General features: G+C 70.8%; 19 protein-coding genes and 1 tRNA gene. 6 read left to right on the top strand and 14 right to left on the bottom strand.

Translation table 11 applies throughout. The annotated features are described in order from the left end of the window. Positions 1 to 47: 47 nt before the first annotated feature. From ACO2Q2_RS02340 to ACO2Q2_RS02320, 5 genes are all read right to left on the bottom strand, one after another. Positions 48 to 1001: a ribose-phosphate diphosphokinase gene (locus tag ACO2Q2_RS02340; RefSeq protein ID WP_423254164.1), complete on the bottom strand. Its 954-nt coding sequence runs from the start codon at positions 999 to 1001 to the stop codon at positions 48 to 50. A 38-nt stretch (positions 1002 to 1039) separates the two neighbouring features. Next, positions 1040 to 1116: transfer RNA gene (locus ACO2Q2_RS02335), tRNA-Gln, on the bottom strand. 6 nt (positions 1117 to 1122) lie between these two features. Beyond that, entirely contained in the window at positions 1123 to 2529 is a 1407-nt protein-coding gene (gene ispE / locus ACO2Q2_RS02330) for a 4-(cytidine 5'-diphospho)-2-C-methyl-D-erythritol kinase (protein WP_423254163.1), read from the bottom strand. Positions 2530 to 2661: 132 nt separating this feature from the next. Then, positions 2662 to 3285, bottom strand: coding sequence for a lipoprotein insertase outer membrane protein LolB (lolB, locus tag ACO2Q2_RS02325; protein WP_423254162.1), 624 nt, complete (start codon positions 3283 to 3285; stop codon positions 2662 to 2664). Next, positions 3282 to 5033: a tetratricopeptide repeat protein gene (locus ACO2Q2_RS02320; RefSeq protein ID WP_423254161.1), complete on the bottom strand. Its 1752-nt coding sequence runs from the start codon at positions 5031 to 5033 to the stop codon at positions 3282 to 3284. Before ACO2Q2_RS02320 ends, lolB begins: the two co-directional genes overlap by 4 nt. A 98-nt stretch (positions 5034 to 5131) precedes the next feature. Here ACO2Q2_RS02320 and hemA point away from each other — a divergent pair, with 98 nt between their 5' ends. The 3 genes from hemA to ppk2 all read left to right on the top strand — a co-directional run bounded on the left by hemA (position 5132) and on the right by ppk2 (position 8374). Further along, complete coding sequence (gene hemA, locus ACO2Q2_RS02315; RefSeq protein ID WP_423254160.1) at positions 5132 to 6400, top strand: glutamyl-tRNA reductase; 1269 nt, start codon at positions 5132 to 5134, stop codon at positions 6398 to 6400. A 59-nt stretch (positions 6401 to 6459) separates the two neighbouring features. Next, positions 6460 to 7542 (top strand): peptide chain release factor 1, encoded by a 1083-nt coding sequence (prfA, locus tag ACO2Q2_RS02310; protein WP_423254159.1) that lies wholly within the window; start codon positions 6460 to 6462, stop codon positions 7540 to 7542. A 64-nt stretch (positions 7543 to 7606) separates the two neighbouring features. Beyond that, positions 7607 to 8374, top strand: a complete 768-nt coding sequence (ppk2, locus tag ACO2Q2_RS02305; RefSeq protein WP_423254158.1) for a polyphosphate kinase 2 — start codon at positions 7607 to 7609, stop codon at positions 8372 to 8374. 2 nt (positions 8375 to 8376) lie between these two features. Here ppk2 and ACO2Q2_RS02300 read toward each other — a convergent pair whose 3' ends face one another. The 3 genes from ACO2Q2_RS02300 to ACO2Q2_RS02290 are packed head-to-tail and all read right to left on the bottom strand — an operon-like array spanning position 8377 to position 10393. Next, the gene (locus ACO2Q2_RS02300) at positions 8377 to 8643 is read right to left on the bottom strand and encodes an acylphosphatase (RefSeq protein WP_423254157.1); all 267 of its coding nucleotides are present in this window, start codon (positions 8641 to 8643) and stop codon (positions 8377 to 8379) included. Then, positions 8643 to 9116, bottom strand: a complete 474-nt coding sequence (locus tag ACO2Q2_RS02295) for a TlpA family protein disulfide reductase (RefSeq protein WP_423254156.1) — start codon at positions 9114 to 9116, stop codon at positions 8643 to 8645. Before ACO2Q2_RS02295 ends, ACO2Q2_RS02300 begins: the two co-directional genes overlap by 1 nt. Next, complete coding sequence (locus ACO2Q2_RS02290) at positions 9113 to 10393, bottom strand: YihY family inner membrane protein (protein WP_423254155.1); 1281 nt, start codon at positions 10391 to 10393, stop codon at positions 9113 to 9115. Before ACO2Q2_RS02290 ends, ACO2Q2_RS02295 begins: the two co-directional genes overlap by 4 nt. Before the next feature lie 115 nt (positions 10394 to 10508). Here ACO2Q2_RS02290 and wrbA point away from each other — a divergent pair, with 115 nt between their 5' ends. Continuing rightward, entirely contained in the window at positions 10509 to 11111 is a 603-nt protein-coding gene (gene wrbA / locus ACO2Q2_RS02285; protein WP_423254154.1) for an NAD(P)H:quinone oxidoreductase, read from the top strand. Further along, positions 11108 to 11461, top strand: coding sequence for a DUF2069 domain-containing protein (locus tag ACO2Q2_RS02280; protein WP_423254153.1), 354 nt, complete (start codon positions 11108 to 11110; stop codon positions 11459 to 11461). The genes wrbA and ACO2Q2_RS02280 overlap by 4 nt, the downstream gene beginning before the upstream one ends. Before the next feature lie 93 nt (positions 11462 to 11554). Here the strand turns inward: ACO2Q2_RS02280 and ACO2Q2_RS02275 are convergent, their stop codons facing one another. The 6 genes from ACO2Q2_RS02275 to ACO2Q2_RS02250 all read right to left on the bottom strand — a co-directional run bounded on the left by ACO2Q2_RS02275 (position 11555) and on the right by ACO2Q2_RS02250 (position 20830). Continuing rightward, complete coding sequence (locus tag ACO2Q2_RS02275) at positions 11555 to 12799, bottom strand: TolC family protein (protein ID WP_423254152.1); 1245 nt, start codon at positions 12797 to 12799, stop codon at positions 11555 to 11557. Next, a complete protein-coding gene (locus tag ACO2Q2_RS02270; RefSeq protein WP_423254151.1) occupies positions 12796 to 13098 on the bottom strand; it encodes a DUF3240 family protein in 303 nt (100 codons plus the stop codon). The genes ACO2Q2_RS02275 and ACO2Q2_RS02270 overlap by 4 nt, the downstream gene beginning before the upstream one ends. Beyond that, the gene (locus ACO2Q2_RS02265; protein ID WP_423254150.1) at positions 13091 to 16174 is read right to left on the bottom strand and encodes an efflux RND transporter permease subunit; all 3084 of its coding nucleotides are present in this window, start codon (positions 16172 to 16174) and stop codon (positions 13091 to 13093) included. Before ACO2Q2_RS02265 ends, ACO2Q2_RS02270 begins: the two co-directional genes overlap by 8 nt. Position 16175: 1 nt before the next feature. Then, on the bottom strand, positions 16176 to 17294 hold the full coding sequence (locus ACO2Q2_RS02260) for an efflux RND transporter periplasmic adaptor subunit (protein WP_423254149.1): 1119 nt from the start codon (positions 17292 to 17294) through the stop codon (positions 16176 to 16178). Positions 17295 to 17516: 222 nt separating this feature from the next. Beyond that, on the bottom strand, positions 17517 to 17903 hold the full coding sequence (locus tag ACO2Q2_RS02255; RefSeq protein WP_423254148.1) for a hypothetical protein: 387 nt from the start codon (positions 17901 to 17903) through the stop codon (positions 17517 to 17519). A gap of 98 nt (positions 17904 to 18001) precedes the next feature. Continuing rightward, positions 18002 to 20830: a TIM-barrel domain-containing protein gene (locus tag ACO2Q2_RS02250; RefSeq protein ID WP_423254147.1), complete on the bottom strand. Its 2829-nt coding sequence runs from the start codon at positions 20828 to 20830 to the stop codon at positions 18002 to 18004. A gap of 378 nt (positions 20831 to 21208) precedes the next feature. Between ACO2Q2_RS02250 and ACO2Q2_RS02245 the strand changes: the two genes are divergently transcribed. Further along, positions 21209 to 22849, top strand: coding sequence for an acyl-CoA dehydrogenase family protein (locus ACO2Q2_RS02245; RefSeq protein WP_423254146.1), 1641 nt, complete (start codon positions 21209 to 21211; stop codon positions 22847 to 22849). The last annotated feature ends 137 nt before the right edge of the window (positions 22850 to 22986 follow it).

Genomic DNA, 22986 nt, shown 5'->3' with positions numbered 1-22986 from the left:
TTGTCGGCTCTGACGAATCCCAAATCCCAAATCCCAAATCCCGAATCTCAATCCACGTACAGCGAACTCACCGACTCGCCGAAGGCGATGCGGCGAATGGTTTCGGCCAGCAGCTCGGCCACCGAGAGCTGGCGGATCTTGGGGCATGCCAGCGCGTCGGCGCGCAGCGGCAGCGTGTTGGTGACCACCAGCTGGTCGAGCTGGGAGCCCTCGATGTTGCGGATGGCCGCGCCGGACAGCACCGGGTGCACGCAGTACGCCACCACCTTGCGCGCACCGCGCTCCTTCAACGCCGCGGCGGCCGCGCACAGCGTGCCGGCGGTGTCGACGATGTCGTCCACCAGCACGCAGGTCTTGCCGTCGACGTCGCCGATGATGTTCATCACCGTGGCCACGTTGGCCTTCGGGCGGCGCTTGTCGATGATCGCCAGGTCCGCGTCGTCCAGCCGCTTGGCCAGGGCGCGGGCGCGCACCACGCCGCCGACGTCCGGGCTGACCACGATCAGGTCGTCCATCGAGTGGTTGCGCCAGATGTCCGCCAGCAGGATCGGCGAGGCGTAGACGTTGTCCACCGGGATGTCGAAGAAGCCCTGGATCTGGTCGGCGTGCAGGTCGACCGTGAGCACGCGGTCCACGCCGACGGTGCCGATCAGCTTGGCCACCATCTTCGCCGTGATCGGCACGCGCGCCGAGCGCGGGCGGCGGTCCTGGCGCGCGTAGCCGAAGTACGGGATCACCGCCGTGACGCTGGCCGCCGAGGCGCGCGTGAGCGCATCGACCAGGGTCAGCAGCTCGAACAGGTTCTCCGCGCTCGGCGCGCCGGTCGGCTGCAGCACGAACACTTCCTGCCGGCGCACGTTCTCCTCGATCTCGATCTGCACCTCGCCGTCGCTGAAGGTGCCGACCAGCGCCTTGCCCAACGGCATGCCCAGGCGGTGCGCCACATCCTCGGCCAGTGCGCGGTGCGCATTGCCGGTAAAGAGCATCGGACTGGATGACATGTCCACGGAATTCCTCTCGACCTACGGCCCTGGTTGGATGGCTGGGGCGGCAGGATTCGAACCTGCGCATGCGGGAATCAAAATCCCGTGCCTTAACCAGCTTGGCGACGCCCCAGGATGACTACGTTGTATGTCGCACCCGCCCTGGCTGCGGCGCGCCCTGGAAACGCGCCAGCGAGCGGTGCAGCATCGAGCGATCCGCTCCGGCGGCGACCTGCGCGATCCATGCGTCAGGACAGCGCGCGGCAACCGACAGCGCCCGCCACGCGGAGGGTGCCTCCAGAAACACGCACCCACCACTGCCGGACAGCTTCGCCCGCCCGAAACCGCCGAGCCACTCCAGCGCCGCGTCCACGCGCGGATGCAGCGCGCGGACGACCGGTTCGAAAGCGTTCTCGGCTGCTTCGCCCGAAACAAAGGACGAAATTGTCGCCCGGGCGGCATTTCGTGTCAATTCAGGTGCTTGAAACAGCGCCGCGGTCGACACGTGTTCGCGCGGATCGAGCACCACGTAGTGGCGCCGCGGCAGGTCGAGCGGCGTGAGCAATTCGCCGACGCCCTCGGCCCAGGCCGAGCGGCCGCGCACGAACACCGGCACGTCGGCGCCGAGCCGGCGGCCGAGCCCGGCCAGCGCATCCTCGTCGAGCCCGGCGCCCCACAGGTGATTGAGCGCCACCAGCACGGTGGCCGCGTCGGAGCTGCCGCCGCCCAGTCCGCCACCCATCGGAATGCGCTTGTCGATGCCGATGTCGGCGCCGAGCGCGACGCCGGCCCGCGCCTGCAGCAGGCGCGCGGCGCGCACCGTGATGTCCTCGTCCGCCGGCACGCCGGGCAGTTCGCCGTGGCGCCGGATCGCACCGTCGGCGCGCACCCGCAGGCGCAGCTCGTCGCCCCAATCGAGCAGGCGGAACACGGTCTGCAGCTCGTGGTAGCCGTCCGGCCGGCGGCCGGTGATGCGCAGGAACAGGTTCAGCTTGGCCGGCGCCGGCCACACGCTCCATTCGTCCGCCGCCAGTGGCCGCAGCGGACGGCTCATGAACACGCGCAGCGCGTCGGGAAAGCCGTTCTCGCGATCGCGCTTCCACGCGCGGGCAAACGCGGGATCGCGCTTGTCGACCACCGCGAAACCGTGCTTCGCGTAGAACGGGGCGTTCCACGGCACGTCCGCCAGCGTGCCCAGGCCCACCCGCCGGTAGCCTGCCGAACGCGCCCATGCGCAGGCATGCTCCAGCAGCGCGGCGCCGATGCCGCGACGACCGTGCGAAGGCAGCACGTCCAGCTCGCCGATGCCCACCGCATCGCCGCCCAGGTCGTCGTCGAGCCAGACGAAACCCACCGGCTCGCCCTGCTCGACCGCCACCCACACCAGCCCGCGCGCCACGGCGCCGTGCAGCAGCTCGGGCGGAATCGCCATGGCGGCGTAGGCGCGCCACGCCGGATGGCCGCGGAACAGCTGTACCGCGGCGCGTTCGATGGCGCACAGGGCGTCGACCTGGGAAGGCCGGGCGCGCTCGATGAGAACGGTCATGACGGCTCGGGAAGTGGCACGGGCGCCGGCATGACGCCCACGAGGGCCGCCAGCCTAACCCAGATCAGCGAACACGCTCAGGGTTGATCTGAGCAACCCTAGCAGCCCGGCCGAGCAAAGCCCGACAGGCTGCTAGTGCAGGGTCCAGGCGTTCACCGAGAGCCGCACCTTGTACGGCGGCTTGCTGGCGAACACCTTGGTCGGCAGTGCGGGCTGGCGGCTGGTGTCCCAGGCGCGGTACTCCACGTGCCAGCCGTCCTGCTCCAGCACCGCGGGCAGTCGATCGGTGCCGAAGCGGAGCTGCGCCGGCGAGCCCGGTGCGCGCAGCCCCAGCACCCAGGCGCGCAGCGATTCCAGCGGCACCGACCAGCCGGTCGCCTTGCGCATCAGCGCTTCGGCGTCCGTGCCGCGGATCGGCTGCTTGCCCACGCCTTCGAGCACGGCGCCCCGGGGATCGCCGCTGAGCCGGTAGTCGTAGCCGAAGCCGCCGTTGACGGTGAATACATAGCTGTCGCCGCGCTGCTGCCAGCTCAGGCTGCCGCTGCCGTTGCCGCGGGAGTCGCTGGCGTTGCTGATGCCCAGGCGCCCGTCCAGGCTCCAGTCGCGCACCTCACGCAGGGCATCCTCGCGGGCCGCCTGCGCGGCCATCAGGCCGGCGTCGGCGGCCACCGTCCCGCCGCGCGGCGGCAGGCTCACGCAGCCGGACAGCGCCGCCACGCCCAGCCCCAGGGCGATCTTCCGGCACGTTCCGGTCATGGCTGCAGCCGCTTGAGCGTGTCGCGCAGGATCGCGTTGCCCGGGTCGATCTTGCGTACCTGCTCGAACACGCGGGCCGCCTCGTCGCGCTGCCCGCTCTTCCACAGCACTTCGCCCAGATGCACGCCCACATCCGCATCGGGCCGCTGCTTCCAGGCCTGCCGCAGCACGCGGGCCGCTTCGTCCAGATGGCCCAGCCGGTACTGCAGCCAGCCCCAGGAGTCGGCGATCGCCGGATCGTCCGGCTTGGCCTTGCGCGCCTGCGCGATCAGCCGCTCGGCCTCGGGCAGGTCGCGGTTGGCATCGGCCAGCGTGTAGCCCAGCGCGTTGCTGGCATCGACGTCGCGGGGCTTGAGCTGCAGCAACCGGCGCAGGTCGGTGACCGCCTGGTCGATCTTGCCGGACTCGGCGTAGGCCAGCCCGCGGCCGTAGAGCAGACCGGGATCGTCCGGCACCACCTGCAGCGCCCGGCTGAAGGCCATCTCCGCCTGCGGATATTTCTGCTCGGCCATGTACAGGTCGGCATCGGCCTCGTAGGCCTTGCGCAGCTGCCCGGGCTGGTCGAGGTAGGCGGTCTCCAGCTGGCCGAGCAGCTCGTGCGCCTCGGCCCGCCTGCCCTGGCCGTGCAGGATCACCGCGCTGCGCAGGTCCGCGTCGAAGGCGTGCGGATCCTCGTCGCCCACCTGGTCATACCACGCCAGCGCCTCGGCCTTCAGGCCCTGCATCTCGGCCAGCTGGCCGAGCAGGAAGGCGCTGGACTGGCGGATCTCGTCGGGCGACTTCTGCAGCTGGCGGTACAGCATGGCCAGGGTCTGCTTGTCGTTGGCCTGGGACGCCAGCGCCGCGCGCAGGTTGTAGATGTCCGCGCTCTGCTTGCCGCTGGCCAGGAACTTCGCCGCTGCCGGGTAATCGCCGCCCTGCGCCAGCATGGTGGCGTAGGCCAGGCGCAGGTGGGTGTCGCCGGGGGCACGGGCGATCGCCTGCTTCAGCAGCGCCTGCGCGGCGGCGCGATCGCCGGCGCGCAAGGTCATCTGGGCGGCCCAGGCGTAGGTGGCCGACGAATGGAAGCGCGCGGCCGCGGCGTTGGCGATGCGCAGGGCATAGGCACGACGGCCGAGCCGGTCGCCCAGCTCGCTCATCGCCAGCCAGGCCTGCTCGTCGGCTGGCAGCCGCTCCGGTATGGCCAGCGCCTCGAGCAGCCGGGCCGCCTGTGCCGCATCGCGCGCACCGACCAGCACCCGGCCGAACTGGCGCCAGGCATCGTCGCCGCCGAGCTTGAGCACGTTCTCCAGCTGGCGCCGGGCCTCGGCCGCGTTGCCGCGATCCAGCGCCAGCTCGGCGCGGGCCTGGGCCAGCGCGGCCGGTTTCGCGCCCAGCGCCTGCCAGCGCTGCAGCGCGCGTGTCGCCGACGCGTCGTCGTGCACGGCCAGCGCCAGCGCGGTGGCGCGCTCGGCCACCTGCGGGTCGCTGGACAGGGCCGCGGCCTTGCCGTAGGCCGCCGCGGCCGTCTTGAGATCGGAGTGGGTGAGCGCCATCTCGCCGGCCATGAGCTGGGCCATCACATCGTGATCGGCATCGGGCGTGGCCACCACCAGCCGGGCCAGCGGTTGCGGCGAGGCGGCCACCGGCGCTGGCCGCACGGCTGGCGCCGCGGCACATCCGGCCATCGTCACGGCCACCACGCTCGCCATCGCAAAATGCCGCATTTGCTTGAACTTGCCCGACCCGCTGAGCACACTATTGATCATCTGTTCGCCTGTTTCGGCCGTATCCGTCACCACGTGCGACGAGCGCCAAGCTTAGCCTACGCCGCCGGACACCCCGCCGCCGAAATGCCGTCCTCGCCATGCCACTGATCGCCCTCGGGCTCAATCACCTCACCGCGCCGGTCAGCCTGCGCGAGCAGGTGGCGTTCGACGCGCACGCCGCCGGCGAGGCCTTGCAGGAGCTCACCCGCGAACCCGGCGTGGAAGAGGCGATGATCCTGTCCACCTGCAACCGCACCGAGCTGTACGTGGGGGTGGCCGAAGGCGCCGAGCACGTGCCGCAGGCATGGCTCAACCGGCATCACCGTCTGACCCCCGGCAAGCTCGACGAGTTCCTCTATCGCCACGACGAGGACGACGCCGTGCGCCACATGTTCCGCGTCGCCACCGGGCTGGACTCGATGGTGCTGGGCGAACCGCAGATCCTCGGCCAGGTGAAGGACGCCTACCAGCAGGCGCGCGAGGCGCGGACGCTGAAGGCGCCGCTGGACCGCCTGCTGCAGCACACCTTCGCCGTGGCCAAGCGCGTGCGCACCGACACCCGGATCGGCGCGCATACGGTCTCCGTGGCGTTCACCGCGGTGCGCCTCGCCGAGCAGGTGTTCACCGACCTCAAGCAGGCCTGCGTACTGCTGATCGGCGCCGGCGACACCATCGAACTGGCCGCGCGCCACCTCGCCGACAAGCAGGTGTGCCGCCTGATCGTGGCCAACCGCACGCTGGAGAACGCGCAGGAGCTGGCCACCCGCTACGGCGGCTACGCGATCGCGCTGGCCGACCTGCCGCAGCATCTGGCCGAAGCGGACATCGTGATCGCCTCCACCGCCGCGCGGCAGCCGGTGCTGACCCGCGCGATGGTCGAAAAGGCCGTCATCGAGCGGCGGCACAAGCCGATGTTCATGGTCGACATCGCGGTGCCGCGCGACATCGAGGCGGGCGTGGGCGAACTGCAGGACGTGTTCCTCTACGGCATCGACGACCTGCGCCAGGTGATCGACCACAACCGCCGCTCGCGCGAGGCCGCGGCGCGCGAGGCCGACGCCATCATCGACCTGCAGGTGGAGCGCTACATGGCCTGGCGCCGCGCGCTGGGCGTGCGCAATCCGGCGGTGGACATGCGCCACCATGCCGAGGTCTACCGCGACGAAGTGCTGGACAAGGCGCGCGGCATGCTCGCGCGCGGCAAGTCGCCGGAGGAGGCACTCGCCTTCCTCGCCAACACGCTCACCAACAAGCTGCTGCATCATCCCAGCGCGGCGCTGCGCGAGGCGGCGCTTAGCGGCGATCTCGACCTGCTGCACGCGGCCGGGCGGCTGTACGGACTGCAGCGCGAGGCTGGCGAGGATTAGCGGCGCGAACGTCTGGCCGCCCGCCCGTTCGCCCGCCCTGCCCTCACCGATGCCCGCCCATGACACCGTCCATCCGCGCCAAGCTCGAAGCCCTGTCCGAACGCCACGAGGAAGTCGGCCTGCTGCTGACCCAGCCGGAGGTGATCGGCGACAACGCGCGCTTCCGCACGCTCTCGCGCGAGTACGCCCGGCTCGGCCCGGTGGCCGCGGCACTGCGCGAGCACGACGACGCCCAGCGCGAGCTGGCCGAGTCGCGCGCCATGCTGGCCGATCCGGAACTGCGCGAGATGGCCGCCGACGACGTGACGCGGCTGCAGCAGCGGCTGGTGGAACTGGACCAGGAGCTGCAGATCCTGCTGCTGCCCACCGACCCGCGCGACGAGGGCAACCTGTTCCTGGAAGTGCGCGCCGGCACCGGCGGCGACGAGGCGGCGATCTTCGCCGGCGACCTGCTGCGCATGTACCTGCGCTACGCCGAGCAGCGCGGCTGGAAAACCGAGATCGAGTCGGCGCACGCGGGTGAACACGGCGGCTACAAGGAAGCCGTGGCGCACATCGAGGGCAAGGGCGCGTTCTCGCGACTGAAGTACGAATCGGGCACGCACCGCGTGCAGCGCGTGCCGGCCACCGAGTCGCAGGGCCGCATCCACACCTCGGCCGCCACCGTGGCGATCATCCCCGACGTGGAGGAGATCGAGGACATCGCGATCAACCCGGCCGATCTCAAGGTGGATACCTTCCGCTCCTCCGGCGCCGGCGGCCAGCACGTCAACAAGACCGACTCGGCGATCCGCATCACCCACCTCCCCACTGGCCTGGTGGTGGAGTGCCAGACCGAACGCTCGCAGCACGCCAACCGCGACAAGGCGATGAAGCGGCTGAAGGCGCAGCTGCTGGACGCCGAGCGCGCGAAGCAGGACGCCGCCGAGGCCGAGTCGCGCCGCGTGCAGGTGGGCTCGGGCGACCGCAGCCAGCGCATCCGCACCTACAACTTCCCGCAGGGCCGGATCACCGACCACCGCATCAACCTCACCCTCTATCGCCTCCCGGAAATCCTGCAGGGCGACCTGGACGAACTCGTCGATGCGCTGATGCGCGAGGATCAGGCCGACCAGCTCAAGGCGCTCACCGACGCCGGCTGACGCGGTGACGCCGGGAACGCGCGACGCGCTACCCTCGTCCAGCCACCCCGCCGGAGATCGCCCGATGAAGCGCAAGGCTTACGAGCAGCAGCTGGAAGCGCTGCAGATCGAGCTGACCGGGGTGCAGCGCTGGCTGCGCAAGAGCGGACGGCGCCTGCTGGTGATCTTCGAAGGCCGCGACGCGGCCGGCAAGGGCGGCACGATCAAGGCGATCACCGACCGGCTGGACACCCGCGGCTATCGCGTGGTGGCCGTGCCCAAGCCGGACGATCGCGAAGCCTCGCAGTGGTACTTCCAGCGTTACGTGGCGCATCTGCCCGCCGCAGGGGAACTCGTGCTGTTCGACCGCAGCTGGTACAACCGCGCCGTGGTGGAGCCGGCGATGGGCTTCTGCAGCCAGGCGCAGTACGCGCAGTTCCTCGACGACTGCCCGGCGTTCGAACGCATGCTGGCTGACAGCGGCATCCTGATTCTCAAGTATTGGCTGGCGGTGGACCAGGACGAGCAGGAAGCCCGCTTCGCCGAGCGCGTGGCCGACCCGCTCAAGCGCTGGAAACTCTCTCCGGTGGATCTGGCCGCCCGCGAGAAATACGCCGAGATCGGCCACCTGCGCGACGTGATGATGGAGCGCACCCACGCCGCGCACGCGCCCTGGTTCGTGGTCGACTACAACGACCAGAAGCAGGGGCGCCTCGCCCTGATGCGCCACCTGCTCGACCAGCTGCCCGACGTGCGCGTGCCCGACGTCAAGGTCAAGCTGCCCAAGCTGCGCGGTAGGCCCAAGCGCGAAAAGCTCGCCGACGCCAGCTTCTGGATCGCGCCACCGCGCTGAGCTCAGGCGGTGGTGAATCCGGCGCCGGTCCACTCGGCACAGGATTCGCGCAGCACCTGCTCGACGCGTGCCGCCGGCGGGCCATCGTGCAGCCAGCGCTCCAGCATCGCGATCGCCTCCTGGTCACCGCAGGCAATCACCTCTACCCGGCCGTCGGCCAGGTTGCGCGCCACGCCCCGCAGCCCCAGCGCCAGCGCCTGCTCGCGCGCGCCGGCGCGGAAGCACACGCCCTGCACGCGGCCGCTGACCAGGAAGCGCGCGGTCGGCATCACTTGGCGTCGTCGATCGCGGCCTTCAGCGCATTGCCGGAGATCGGTCCGACGAAGCGCCTGGCGACCGTGCCGTCCGGCGCGATCAGATAGGTGGTGGGCAGGCCGCGCGGCTCGTCGAAATCCTTCGGCGGATTGTCCAGCGTGACCTGCGCGATCGGGTAGCTCACCGGATGCCTGGCGACGAAGGCGCGGATGTCGGCGATGTCGCTGTCGTCGTAGGCCAGGCCGATCGCGGTGACGTCCCTGCGCCTGCTGACGAAGGCGGAGATGTCGGGCATCTCCTTGATACACGGCACGCACCACGTCGCCCAGTAATTCACCACCACCCAGTGGCCGCGCTGCGCGGCGAGGTCGTACGGCTTGCCGTCCAGCGTGGTCACCTTGAGCGTCGGCCTGGCCGGCATTGCCGCGTGGGCGGGCGCCGCGATCGCAGCGACGGCAAGCAGGACCAGCGGAATGAAGCTCTTCATGGCACGGACTCCTCGGAAACATCCGCCGCATCGGCGGACGGGGGATAGATACGGTCGAGCCGGGTACCCAGCGCGGCATCCAGCGCCTGCGCCACCATGCCCAGCAGCTGGATCAGCACGTCGGGCAGGACAATGCCCAATGCCTGCGCCTCCTCGGCCGGATGCAGCGGCAGCCGGTACTGCGTGCCGGCATACACGTGCAGCAGGTCGGTACTGTCCAGGCTGCGGGTCAGCAGCCAGCCGCCGGCCTCGCTGCGCTGGATCAGGTCGGCGCGCAGCAGGTCGTCGAAATAGCAGCTTACCTGGCTGGAACGCAGATACGGCTCCTGCAACTGCACGGATGCCGGGTCCACGCATTCGCCGCGCCGCTGCGCCTGCACGAAATGCTTGAGCACCGCCAGCAGGCCGAGGAACTCCGCCCCCTCGGGCAGCGCGTGCGCCGGCGGGTGGTATTCGAACGCGTTGATCGAGGCGGCGATCGACGCGCCCAGGATCACGATCACCCACGACAGGTAGATCCACAGCAGGAACGTGGGAATCACCGCCAGCGCGCCGTAGATCTGCTGGTAGGTCTGCGCGTTGCGCACGAACAGCGTGAAGCCCCAGCGCGCCAGTTCGAACAGGATCGCCCCCAGCAGCGCGCCGATCGCCGCATCGCGCACCACCACCGGGCGATTGGGAATCACCGCGTACATCAGCCACAGCGTGATGTAGGTGACCACGAACGGCAGCAGCGCCAGCAGGTGCTGGCCGATGCCCGGGTTGAACTGCCCGGCCGCCTGCTGCAGCAGCGGCAGCGCAGTGACGTACGACGAGGCCGCCAGCCCGCCCACCACCAGGATCGGCCCCAGCGTCAGCGCCGCCCAGTACAGCAGCAGGCGCGAGCCCCACGGCCGCGGCTGGTGCACGCGCCAGATGCGATTCAATCGATCCTCGATGCTCACCATCATCGACAGCGCGCTGAACAGCATCACCAGTACGCTGATGCCGGTCAGGCCGCTGGCATTGCTGGCGAAACTCCCCAGCGCGCGCTGCAGCTTCTCGCCCGCCGCCGGCACGAAATTGTTGAACACGAACGACAACAGCGCGTCGCGCGCAGGGGCGAACGCGGGGAACACCGAGAACATCGCGAACACCGCCACCATCAACGGCACCAGCGACACCAGCGTGGTGTAGGAGAGCGCGCCGGCCGTCTCGAAGCACTTGTCGTCGACGAAGCGTTGCCAGATGAAGCGCGCGAAACTGGCGGTGCGGTCGCGGTTGAACGGCTTGGCCATCGGGGTCCCCGGGATGGGCGAGGGAAGCGTGGAGCGCGGGCGCGGTGGCGTGGCACGACCTCCGGCCCGGAGGCGAACGTTACACTAGCGGGCCGCCACTGAACCGCCCACGCGCATGAGCCACAGCATCCTTGTCCTGTACTACAGCCGCAGCGGCCACACCGCCCAGCTTGCGCGACTGATCGCGCGCGGCGTGGAGGAAATCCCCGGCATGCAGGCGCGATTGCGCCAGGTGCCGCCGGTGGCGCCGGTCACGCAGACCGCGCAGCCGCCCGAGCCGGACGACGGCGCGCCCTACGCCACCGGCGAGGATCTGCTCGACTGCGCCGGCCTCGCGCTGGGCAGCCCCACCCGCTTCGGCAACATGGCTGCGCCGCTCAAATACTTCCTCGACGCCACCGGCGCCGAGTGGGCCAGCGGCACGCTGGTCGGCAAACCGGCGGCCGTCTTCACCTCCACCGGCACCATGCACGGCGGGCAGGAATCGACCCTGCTCAGCATGGCCCTGCCGCTGCTCCACCACGGCATGCTGCTGCTCGGCCTGCCCTACACCGAACCGGCGCTGAGTTCCACGCTCACCGGCGGCACGCCCTACGGCGCCAGCCACGTCGCCGGCCCTGCCGGCGACAACGCGATCAGCGAGCACGAGCGCGAACTGGCCCGTGCGCTGGGCCGCCGCCTCGCCGACACCGCCCGCAAGCTGGCACTCGGCGCATGACCGGCGCATCCGCACCGCTGCGGCCGGTCTACCGCGTCGGCCTCGCCGCCTGGGCGGCGCTGCTCGTGCTGCAGCTGGCCTGGCACGCCTGGCTGGTACCGCCCGAGCGGATGCCGCTCGCGCTGGTGCTGGCGATCACCGTGCTGCCGCTGCTGCTGCCGCTCACTGCGTTGCGCAACGTGCGCCGCGCCCTGTTGTGGGTCGGCGTGCTCAGCCTGTTCTATTTCTCCCACGGCATCGCCGAGGCGTGGAGCTCGCCGGCCGAGCGCTGGCTCGGCCTGATCGAGGTCGCCTTCACCGTGCTGCTGATCGGCACGCTCGGCGCCGGCGTCACGCACCGGAAAAGCTGAGCCGGACCCGGCGTCGCGGCAAGGCGCACGGGGGCGTTCACCGCGCGGCAGGCGATGCCGCGCGGTGCTGCCCCAGGCCGCTTCCTGCGACCGCTACTCGTGCTCCAGCCCCCAGATGCGGTGCGCATCGACCAGCAGCCGGTAGCGCGCGCGCAGCGCCGTCACCCGCGCATCCAGTGCGCTGCGGGCGGCGTCCAGCGACTGCCGGCGGGCCAGCAGCAGGGTCTGCAGATCGGCCTCACCCAGCGCATAGGCGCGCTGGGTGAGGCGCGCCGTGTCGGCGGCCTGCTCCGCGCCGGTGCGGGCCAGTTGCCAGCGCGCGTAATTGCTCCTCGCATCGGCAAGTGCCTCGGCGATGGCGATCTCCTCCGTGCGCCGCTCCCGATCCCGCGCGGCGGCGGCGGCATCCACCGCGCTCAGCGCCTGGCCCAGGCGCTCGCGGCGGTAGCCGCCCGGCAGCGGCACCGACACGCTGACGCCCACGATGCGCTCGCGGCCGAACATTTCCGACGCGGTGAACAGCCCCACGGTCGGATCGGGCAGACGGTCGGCGCGGGTGCGCGCAGCCTGCTGCTGCGCCTTGCGCAGCTCCAGCTCGGCCATGCGCAGCGGATCGCTGGTGGCCAGCACGCGCTCGCGCCAGGCCGCGGACGATCCCTCGATCGCCTGCGGCTCGCCCAGCGCCGGCGCGGTGGCCGGCGCGGCCGGAAAGCGGATGCGCAGCCGCGCCGCGGCCTTGGTCGCCTCGGCCTCGGCCTCGGCGAGGCGCTGGCGCACCTCGCCGAGATCGCCGGCGGCGACGTTCACCTCCAGCCGCGAGGCGTCGCCCGCGCGCTGGCGCTTCTGCACGGCGTGCAGACTGGCCTGCGCGAAGCCGGCCTGCGCGGCCATCAGCTCTCGGGCCTGCTCGGCATGCAGCCAGTCCATCCACAGCTCCAGCAGGCTGCGCGCCGCCTCGTGGATCGCCTCGCCCAGCCGGGCCTCGGCCAGCGCGATTTCCACGTCGCCCAGCTCGCGGTCCATCGCGCGCTTGCCAGGCAGCCGGATCGTGCGCTCCAGTTGCACCGACCACTCGTTCGAGCTCGGCCCCACGGCATAACGGCGCTGCTGGCCGATGGCCTTGAGCGCCCACTCGTGCGGCGAGGCGCGCAGCTGTCCGGCCACATGACCGGCGCCGGACAACTCCGCCACCGCCTGGCGCACGGCGGGATCCTGGCGCAGCCAGTCCTGCGCCGCCGCGGTGGACGGCAGGTCGGCGGCGATACGCGGCTCGCTTCCCTGCGCGGCGGCCGACGCCGTCGCCAGGCCGAGCAGCAGCACAGAGCACCAGCGCCTCATGCCAGCGCTCCTTCGCGCACGACCGGCAGCATCCAGTAGCGGATGCCGGTGCCGGCGAACTCCTCGTGCAGGCGCTGCACCAGCGCATCGGCCGCCGCCGGCGCGAGCAGGATCTGCACCAGCACCGCGCGCCGGCGTCCGAGCACCTGCTCGCGCGGGTCCAGCTCCGCGCTGGCCAGGCCGTGGGAAAACGCCGGCTGGCTGGTGAACACCGCCTCGCCGAAATGCAGCAGCAGCGCGTCGAGCAGGTTCTCCTCGACGTCGCTGCTGCAGACCATGCAGACACAACACTTATCCATGACGCACCTCCGCGGCGGGATGGGCAAAACGCAGGTAGAGGATGGGCAGCAGGATCAGCGTCAGCGCGGTGGCGCTGACCAGACCGCCGATGACCACGATGGCCAGCGGGCGCTGCACCTCGGAGCCGGGGCCGCTGGCGAACAGCAGCGGGATCAAGCCGAACGCGGTGATCGAGGCGGTCATCATCACCGGCCGCAGCCGGCGCTCGGCGCCGACGATCACGCACTGCAGCCGACTCAGGCCCTCGGCGTGCAGCTGGTTGAAGTAGCTCACCAGCACCACGCCGTTGAGCACGGCGATGCCGAGCAGGGCGATGAAGCCCACCGACGCGGGCACCGAGAGGTATTCGCCGGTGAGCCACAGCGCCACCACGCCGCCGACCAGCGCGAACGGGATGTTGCTCAGCACCAGCAGCGACTGGCGCACCGAGCCGAAGGTGGCGAACAGGATCAGGAAGATCACCCCCAGCGCCACCGGCACCACCAGGCCCAGCCGCGCCGCGGCGCGCTGCTGGTTCTCGAACTGGCCACCCCAGCTGATCCGGTAGCCGGTGGGCAGCGGCACCGCCCTGGTGATCTTCGCCTTGGCCTCTTCCACGAAGCCGACCAGGTCGCGTCCGCTGACGTTGGCGATCACCACGCTGTAGCGGCTGCCCATCTCGCGATCGATCTTCACCGGGCCACCGTCGCGCACCAGCCGGGCCACGCTTTCCAGCGGCACGCTGGTGCCGTCGGCCGCGGTCAGGCGCAGCGCGGCGAAGTCCGCGGGCGAGCGCCGTACCCGGTCCGGTCCGCGCAGCACGATCGGCACGCGCTGGTTGCCCTCGATCACCAGGCCGGCACGCTCGCCCTCGATCTGCGCGCGCAGGGCGTCCTGCACGTCCTCCACCGACAGCCCGAAGTGGCCGGCGGCGAGCCGGTCGATGATCACGCGCAGGTACTGCACGCCGTCGTTCTGCACGGTGTAGACGTCCTGGTTGCCCGGCACGGTTTTCATCTGCGCCTCGATGCGGCCGGCCAGCTCGTTGAGCACGGCCAGATCCGGACCGAACACCTTGATGGCGAGGTCGCCGCGCACGCCGATGATCATCTCCTGCACGCGCATGTCGATCGGCTGGGTGAAGCTGTACTTGATCCCCGGCAACTGGTCGAGCACGCTGCGGATCTTCGCGATCAGCGCGTCCTTGTCCGCCACCTGCCAGTCCCTGACCGGCTTGAGCACGAGAAAGGTGTCGGTCTGGTTCAGCCCCATCGGGTCCAGCCCGATCTCGTCCGAACCGGCGCGCGCCACCACCCCGACCACCTCGGGCACCCTGGCCATCAGCGCCTGCTGGATCTTCAGGTCCAGCGCGGCGCTTTCCTCCAGGCTCACGCTGGGCAGCTTCTCGATGCCCACGATGAGGTCGCCCTCGTCCATGGTCGGCATGAAGGTCTTGCCCACCAGCGCATACACGCCCACGGCGAGCGCCAGCAGCACGCCGGCAGCGACGAACACCACGCGCTGGCGCCGCATCGCCCAGGCCAGCGCGGGGCGATACAGCAGCAGCAGCTTGCGCGGCAGCCACGGATCGTCGTGCGGCACGCTGCGCAGCACGAACGAGGCGATCACCGGGATCGCCGTCAGCGACAGCAGCAGCGACCCGGCCAGCGCGAACACGATCGTCAGCGCCACCGGCACGAACATCTTGCCTTCCAGGTCCTGCAGCGTGAGCAGCGGCAGGAACACGGTGATGATGATCGCGATGCCCGCGGTCACCGGCACCGCCACCTCGCGCACCGCGCGGTAGATCACGTGCAGCCGCGGCAGCTTGCGGCCGGCCTGGTCATGACCCAGGTGCTGCACGATGTTCTCCACCACCACCACCGCCGCATCGACCAGCATGCCGATCGCGATGGCCAGCCCGCCCAGGCTCATCAGGTTGGCCGACATGCCGCCGGCCCGCATCAGGATGAAGGTGCCCAGCGCGGCCAGCGGCAGCACCAGCGCCACGGTGACCGCCGCGCGCAGGTTGCCCAGGAACGCACCCAGCAGCACCAGCACCAGCAAGGTGCCCTCGATCAGCGCCCGCGACACCGTGCCGACCGCCTTGTCGACCAGTTCGGCGCGGTCGTAGAACACCTGCAGCTTCACCCCCGGCGGCAGGCTCGGCGCCAGCTCCGCCAGCTTCCTGCGCACGCCGTCCACCACCTCGCGCGCGTTGGCGCCGGCCAGCCCGAGCACCAGCCCTTCCACCGCCTCGCCGCGGCCGTCCTTGGTGACCACGCCGTAGCGGGTGAGCGCACCGATGCGCACCTGCGCCACGTCGCCCACGCGCACCGGCACGCCGTCCTTGCGGGTGAGCACCACCGCGCGCAGGTCGTCGAGGTGGCGGATGTTGCCCTCGGTGCGCACCAGCAGCACCTCGTCGCCCTCGCCCAGGCGGCCGGCGCCGTCGTTGCGGTTGTTGGCGCCGATCGCCCGCTGCAGGTCGCCTGTGGACAGGCCCACCGCGGCCAGCTTCACCGGATCGGGCACCACCTCGTAGCTGCGCACCACGCCGCCGAGCGCGTTGACGTCGGCCACGCCCGGCACCGAGCGCAGCGCCGGACGGATCACCCAATCGAGCAGGCTGCGCCGCTCGGCCAGCGTCATGTCCTCGGCCTCCACGGTGAACATGAACATCTCGCCCAGCGGCGTGGTGATCGGCGCCATGCCGCCGCCGATGCCCGGCGGCAGGTCGGCGAGGATGCCGTTGAGGCGTTCGGCCACCTGCTGGCGTGCCCAGTAGATGTCGGTGCCGTCGTTGAAATCGATGGTCACGTCGACCAGGCCGTACTTGGTCACCGAGCGCAGCATGCGCTGGTGGGGAATGCCGAGCATCTCCACCTCGATCGGGATGGCGATGCGCGTCTCGATCTCCTCCGGCGTCATGCCGGGCGCCTTCATGATCACCTTGACCTGGGTGCTGGAGACGTCCGGAAAGGCGTCGATCGGCAGGCGCTGGAAGGCGAACCAGCCGGCGGCGGCGAGCAGTACGGTGGCCAGCAGCACGAACAGCCGCTGCGCGAGGGCGAATTGGATCAGCCGCTGCAGCATGTCATTCGCCTCCGCTCTCGCCGAGCCAGGCGGCCTTGAGCGCGATCACGCTGCGCACCGCCACCGCGTCGCCGGCCCCCAGCGGGCCCTGCACGCTTACCGCCTCGCCGGCGCTGTCCAGCACCGTCACCGGGCGCGCCTCGAAGCCCTTGGCCGTGCGCACGAACACGTAGGCCTGCCCGTCCTGGCGCACCACCGCGACCAGCGGCAGCGGCCAGGCGTCGGTGCGCTCGACAAACGGCACCTGCACCTGCACGAACTCGCCCGGCCGCAGCTGCCCGACGCCTGCGGTGACCCGCGCGCGCAGGCTCACCGTCTGGCCCTCGCCGACCACCGCGCCGGCCTGCATGGCGCGGGCGGTCACGCTGCGTCCGATCACGGTGATGTCGCGATCCTTCGCCCACGCGTCGGCGCGCTGGGCGGGCAGCTGGATGTCCAGCCACAGCCGGCTGGGATCGGTAATGCGCAGCAGCGGATCGGCCGCCGCCACGCGCTGGCCGGGGCGCGCCAGCAGGTCGACCACCAAGCCGGCGCTGCGCGATTTCACCGTCAGCGACGGCTGCAGCGGATGGGTGGCGGCGGTCAGCCGGGCGATCGCCGGCGGGTCCAGTCCGGCCAGTTGCAGGGCCGCCTCGGCCTGGTACGCGGCGGCACGGCTGTCGCTGGCGGCGGCCTCCGCCTCGCGCAGGCGCCGCTCGGGCACGATGCCTTCGGCGAACAGCTGCCGCTCGCGGCGCAGCGCCTGCTGCGCGAGCCGGTTGCGGTTGGCCGCCTGCAGCGCAGCCAGCTGCATCTGGCCGAACTCCGGGCTGGCCAGGCGCAGCAGCGGCTGGCCCGACACCACCGGCTCGTGCTCGCTCACCAGCACCTGCTCGACCACGCCGGCCACCGGCGCGCTGACCGCCACGTCCTGCGCCGGCGGCAGGATCACCCGCGCCGGATAACTCAGACCGCGGATCGCCCGCGGCTTGTCCAGCCGCTGCACGGTGACGCCGAGCGCGCGCATCTGCCCGGCGGAAACAACAAACTCTGCCGGCGTGGCAGCCTGCGCGGCCAGCGGCAACAGCACGGCGCTCGCCAGCACGCAGCGCGCGCCGGCTCGCCAGAAGCGATCGATCATGGGGAAGGACTCCGTAAGGGGGGCAAGCGCCGCCGCGCCGCGAAGGCGCGGCCAGCGGGCGCGAACGCGCACGGCAGAAGGCCGGCTGCCCGTGACGATGGACAACCCGGCACGCCCGCGCGCGGCAGGCGAAAGACAGCACAGGAAAGACACGGCCGTACTCCGGACAGATCGGGATCGACGACAGGCCGCGGGCGGCCGTCGGGCGTTTCGATCAGGAGTTCAGGCGATCGGAGGGCGGTGCGGCGTAGCCAACAGGCGCGGCGGTGCGCTGGCGCGACGCCCCGGCGGGCAGGTACTGCCCGGCAGATGCAGCGGCAGGCTGTCGATCAGCGCGGGCAGCGTGAACGCCGTCCCGGCGAGGTAATGCGCATGCGCGTGCTCCTCGTCGACGGAGGCGCCGGCGGCGACACCGGAATCGACATCGTGGTGATCCAGCGCCTGCGCGACACCGAGCACCATCGTCGCCGTGGCGTGCTCGCCGTGGGCGTGGGTCAGCCAGCGCGGCATGGTCGACAGCGTGACCATCGTCAGGACCAACGCCAGCACCGCCGCCATCCACCGGGGATGGCGGCGTCGCAGCAGGCGGATGGCAGGCAGGGAAGGCATGGCCTTTCAGCATGCAGGCTGCGGGCGCCGCAGACAAGTAGTCACCATGCAGGCGCCCGGAACCCTGCCTGCCCGGCCGAGCAAAGCCCGACAGGATCCTAGCCCGCGGTGCCCTCCGCGGCGGACCAGGCGATGTGCACCGGCGTGCGGATGTCGCGGGTCGGGACGCTGACGGTGGCCTCCGACCGGGCGGTGCTCCAGCGCCACCGCACCGGCTCGCCGTCCACCGTGACGGACCGTGGCTTGCCGGCCGCATGGATGCGCAGCTCGTAGGCGCGTTTCGGCACCTGCCCGCGGTAGCTGCCGTCGGTTGCGCCGATCGACAGCGCGTAGCCCCCGTCGTCCGTTCGTGCGTAGGTAATCGGGGTGGAGGCGTGCGCCCCCTGTGCGAAGTCCAGCGAACGCCCATCGTCTTCGTACAGGTCGAAGCGCCCCGCCGCGGTGCCATAGACGTCCAGTATTAGCCGATCCAGCGGCCGGGCGTCCGAATACAGGCTCGGCGCCTGTTCGGGCACGATGCCGCCGTCGCGCACGAACACCGGCGTGGCATCGACCGCGTAGTGCGCGGTGAACGTGCGTCCCCCGGCGTAACGCTTGCCGGTGAAGAAATCGAACCACGCGCCCGCCGGCAGGTAGATGCTGACGTCGCCGCTGGGGTCGGTGACCGGCGCCACCAGCATCTGGTCGCCGAAGAAGTATTCGTGCGGATGCCGGTAGGCTTCGTCGCTGTCGGGATCGACGAGGTACAGCGGCCGCAGCAGCGGCAGTGCCTGCGTGTGCGCCTGCCAGGTGTAGCTGTAGATGTAGGGGATCAGCTGGGTGCGCAGGGTGAAGTACTTGCGCAGGAAGGCGACGCCTTTCTCGCCGTAGTTCCACGGCATCCGCGTGTTGCCCTCGCGCGGGTTGGCGTGCGCGCTGTGCAACCGCAGGATGGGACTGAAGGTGCCGAACTCGACCCAGCGCGCGTAGAGATCAAACGGGATCTTCGCACCGTGGAAGCCGCCGATGTCGTGGCTGACGTAGGGCACCAGCACGTTGCCGGCGCGGGTGGTGTAGGCCACCTCATAGCGCAGCACCGGCCATTCGGAATAGGTGTCGCCGGTGAAATAGGCCGGATAGCGCTCGCTGCCCCAGTCGCCGTAGCGGCTCAGGATGAAGCCGCGCTCGCCGGTCGCCTGCCGGGTGGCGTCATAGAACACCTTGTTGGTCCACAGCTGCTTGTTCAGGCCGGGCATGGTCACGGCGCCGCTGCCGCCGTCGACCCACCAGAACGCCACGCCCTGATCGAGCAGCGGCTTGTGCAGCGCCTCCATCGACGCGGCCGCCTGCCGCTTGTCGGACAGGTCGAAGAAGATCCGCGGCGGCGGCTCGATATCCTGCAGCGCGATGTCGCTGCCGATCAGCCCGCTGCCGCGTTCGCCCGCCTGCACGCGCAGGGTGATCGTGTTCCTTGCGCCGGCCTTCAGTACGCCGGCAACGTCGGCGTAGGTCAGCCGTTGCGGCCATTGCACCGTGCTGTGGGCGACCTCCTGTCCATCGATGTACAGCGTGTAGTGACCGCCGACCTCGCCGAACACCAGAAACAACGGCGAGGGCAACTGCGCCGGCGCGCGCATCGTGGTGCGGTACCAGGCGACCCCGGCATAGCGCGGGTGCCCCTGGCGCTCCCACGGCTCGCCGATGCGCACGTCGGTCCACTGCGCGCCCTGGCCATCGGCGAACCAGCGCGCCTGCCGCCCCGCATCGTGCGGGTCCAGGGCGAACTGCCAGTGCGCCGGCACCGCACGCCGGAAGCCGGGCCTGGGCGGCATCGGCCTGCCGAGCGCGGCCAGCGCGGCAGCGGCATGGCTGTCCTTGTGCGAGACCACGGCCTCCTCGGTATTGGCGTAGCCGGGATGATCGTTGAGGCCCACCTTCACGCCGCGCCCGGCCAGCCAGTGCAGCAACGCCGGCGGGTGCCGGATCAGCGGGCTCCAGTCGAAGCCGCCGTCCCAGCCGTAGTTGTGCCAGGCGAAATCGAGCACCAGGACGTCCAGCGGAATGCGGTCCCTGCGCAGCCGGGCGACCTCGTTCTTCAGGTGATCGGCGTCGTAGCGCTTGAAGGCGGGGCTCTTCGAGGCCGCACTGCCGGGGAAATACTCGAAGTTGAAGTCGGTGATCCAGGCACCGAGCGTGTAGCGGGGGATCATCGGGATCGGCCCGCACAGCGCGGCATATTCCTTGAGCACGCGGCGATAGTCGTGGCCGTAGGTGAACAGATACCAGTCCTGCTGGCCGACCTGCCGGCGCGGCTCGATCCACTGCGTGGCGCGGTTCCACACCGGCGTGGTGCTGTCGTCGATGAACGCGTAGCCGCTGCGGCTGAGCAGCCCCGGCTTGGCCTTCGGCAGGCGGATATTGATGCCCGGGATGACGTCGTTCACCGGGCTTTCCAGGTCGCTGCCGTCCGTGGGCAGGTTGACCTCGGCGACGTTGTCCAGCGAATAGGTGAGCCCGCCGAGGTTGCCCGGATCCACGTCGCCCGGGTGCCAGGTGCGAAGCGGCGCGCCCGCGTCGTCATGCCAGGTCACTTCCAGGTTCTTCGCATCGAACGGTCCGGACTGCAGCCGGTAGCGCACGGTCATCGCGTCGGTGCCGGCGACCAGCCAGCCGTGCTCACGCGTCGTGTGCACGGCAACGGCAGGCCAATCCCGCTTCTGCACGACGGCGGTCGGCGCATCCACGAACGCACCGGACGGTGCGTACTCCATCCGCAGCAGTGTCGGGGTCAGGAACTCGAAGCGGGTCTCGCCCGCCACCACCGTGCTGCCGCTGGCGCGCATGACCGGCGCAACCTGGCCCGTCGCACGACCGGGCAGCAGGATGGCCGCGCCTGCGATGAATAGGTAGGCCACAGCCTGGTGGAACGTACGACCGACGAAGCGCATGACGGGGCTCTCCTGGGAATGCATCGTGTACCGGGCCGACGGGCAGCGGTCGATGCTAACAGCCTGTCGGGCTTTGCTCGGCCGGGCTGCTAGCACCGGGCTGCTAGCGCACAGCGAAGAAGCACAAGCGGCTGCGGGCTGCGCCCGGTGTTCGCGCAGTCCGGTCCAATGCCATCACCATCCGCATCGCGAGGCGGGAAACGGGTCCCGGGTTTTCCTGTTCGCGGCGCCCGCCGCGCAGCCTGCATTTCCGCGCGCTCCAGCGTCGAGCGGTCATCCCCGATGCGGGGCGCCGGTTTATTCCGGGGCAATGGCCCGACATGCCGTTGATGCGCCGCTCCGTATACTCACGCCCATCCATCACGGACGGAGATCGCCATGTCCTTCCTGCAGGATGCGCCGGTGCTGGCGCATCCGTATCGCAACGATCGATCGCTGCTGGCGCTGCTCGGCAGGGCCCTGCCCGCCGAGCGGCGCGCGGCACTGGATGCCGACCTGGACGCGCTCGGCGATTACGCACTGCATGCGTGGGAGCGCGCCGGTACGAGCAGCCGGCGCAAGCCGGTGCTGACCCAGTGGGACGCCTGGGGGCGGCGGGTCGACCGCATCGAACTGACCCCGGCCTGGCAGGAGGGCGCCGCCGTCACCACCCGTCACGCCGTGCTCGCCGCCGGCCATGCCGACAGCGCACACGCGCGGCTGGAGGAATTCGCCCGCGTCTACCTGTATCACGTGGCCAGCGAGTTCTACACCTGTCCACTGGCGATGACCGACGGCGCGGCCACCGCGCTGAAGGCCGCCGGCAACACCGCGCTGATCGAGCGCGCCCTGCCGCGCTTTCTCGGTCGCGATCCGGAAACCTTCTGGCTCAGTGGGCAATGGATGACCGAGACGCCCGGCGGTTCGGACGTGGGTCGCACCGAGACGGTCGCGCGGCAGGATGCCGACGGTCAGTGGCGCCTGCACGGGCGCAAGTGGTTCAGCTCCGCGGTGGTGGGCGAGGCGGCACTGGCGCTCGCCCGCCCGGAGGGTGCCGGCGGCGGCACCGCGGCACTGGCCCTGTTCTACGCCGAAACCATGGATGGCGATCGCCGCAAGCCGGAGCTGGTCATCGACCGGCTCAAGGACAAGCTCGGCACGCACGAGCTCCCGACCGCCGAGATCCATCTCGAGGGTCTGCCTGCATGGCCGGTCGGCGAACTGGCGCATGGGGTGCGCCAGGTGGCGCCGATGCTCAACGTCACCCGCACCTGGAACGGCATCTGCGCGGTGGCGAGCATGCGTCGCGCGCTTGCGCTCGCCCGCGACTACGCCGCGCGGCGCGAGGCGTTCGGACGTCCGCTGATCGAACAGCCCCTGCATGCGCGCACGCTGGCCGACATGCAGGCACAGTTCGAGGCCGCCTTCGCGCTGGCCTTCGAGGTCGCCACCCTGCTCGGCCGGGTCGAACACGGCGCGGCCGAACCCCACGAGGCCGCCGCGCTGCGCCTGCTGACGCCGCTGTGCAAATTGTGGACCGGCAAGCTGGCGGTGAAGCTCTGCTCCGAGGCCTTGGAATGCTTCGGCGGCGCGGGCTACATCGAGGACACCGGCTTGCCACAGCTGCTGCGCGATGCGCAGGTCTATGCGATCTGGGAAGGCACCACCAACGTGCTGTCGCTGGACAGCCTGCGTGCGCTGGCCGGCGATGGCCTCGGCGCACTGCGCCGCGTGGTCGGCGATTGGCTGAACGGCAGTGACGACATGCATGCGGTGAGCGCGATCCAGCAGACCCTGGAGGCCGCCTCGCGCTGGCTTGAACGGCACGGCGCGACGCGCGACGAACTCGAATCGGGCGCGCGTGGACTGGCGTTCACGCTCGCCCGCTGCAGTGCGGCCGCACTTCTTGCGCGCCAGGCAACCTGGTCGCGCCAACGCGGCGATGCGCGTCCGGCGGCGGCGCTGCGGCGTTTCGTCGGGCACGGACTGCACCGGTTGGCCTCGCCGGATACCGGCGACACGGCACTGCTGCTGGGATGACGCCGCTGGCATGTTGTAGGAGCCCACCCTGTGGGCGACCGGCACATGGTAGGAGCCCACCCCTCGATCGAGTCGAGGGCAGGCTCTGTCGCGAATGCCTTTCGCTTTGATGCCGATCAGGAGCAAGAGCGTTCGCG

Origin of the sequence: Dyella sp. KRB-257 (genome assembly GCF_049445995.1) — a bacterium.
Lineage (GTDB): Bacteria > Pseudomonadota > Gammaproteobacteria > Xanthomonadales > Rhodanobacteraceae > Dyella_A.
This window is presented reverse-complemented; position numbering and strand designations above follow the sequence as displayed.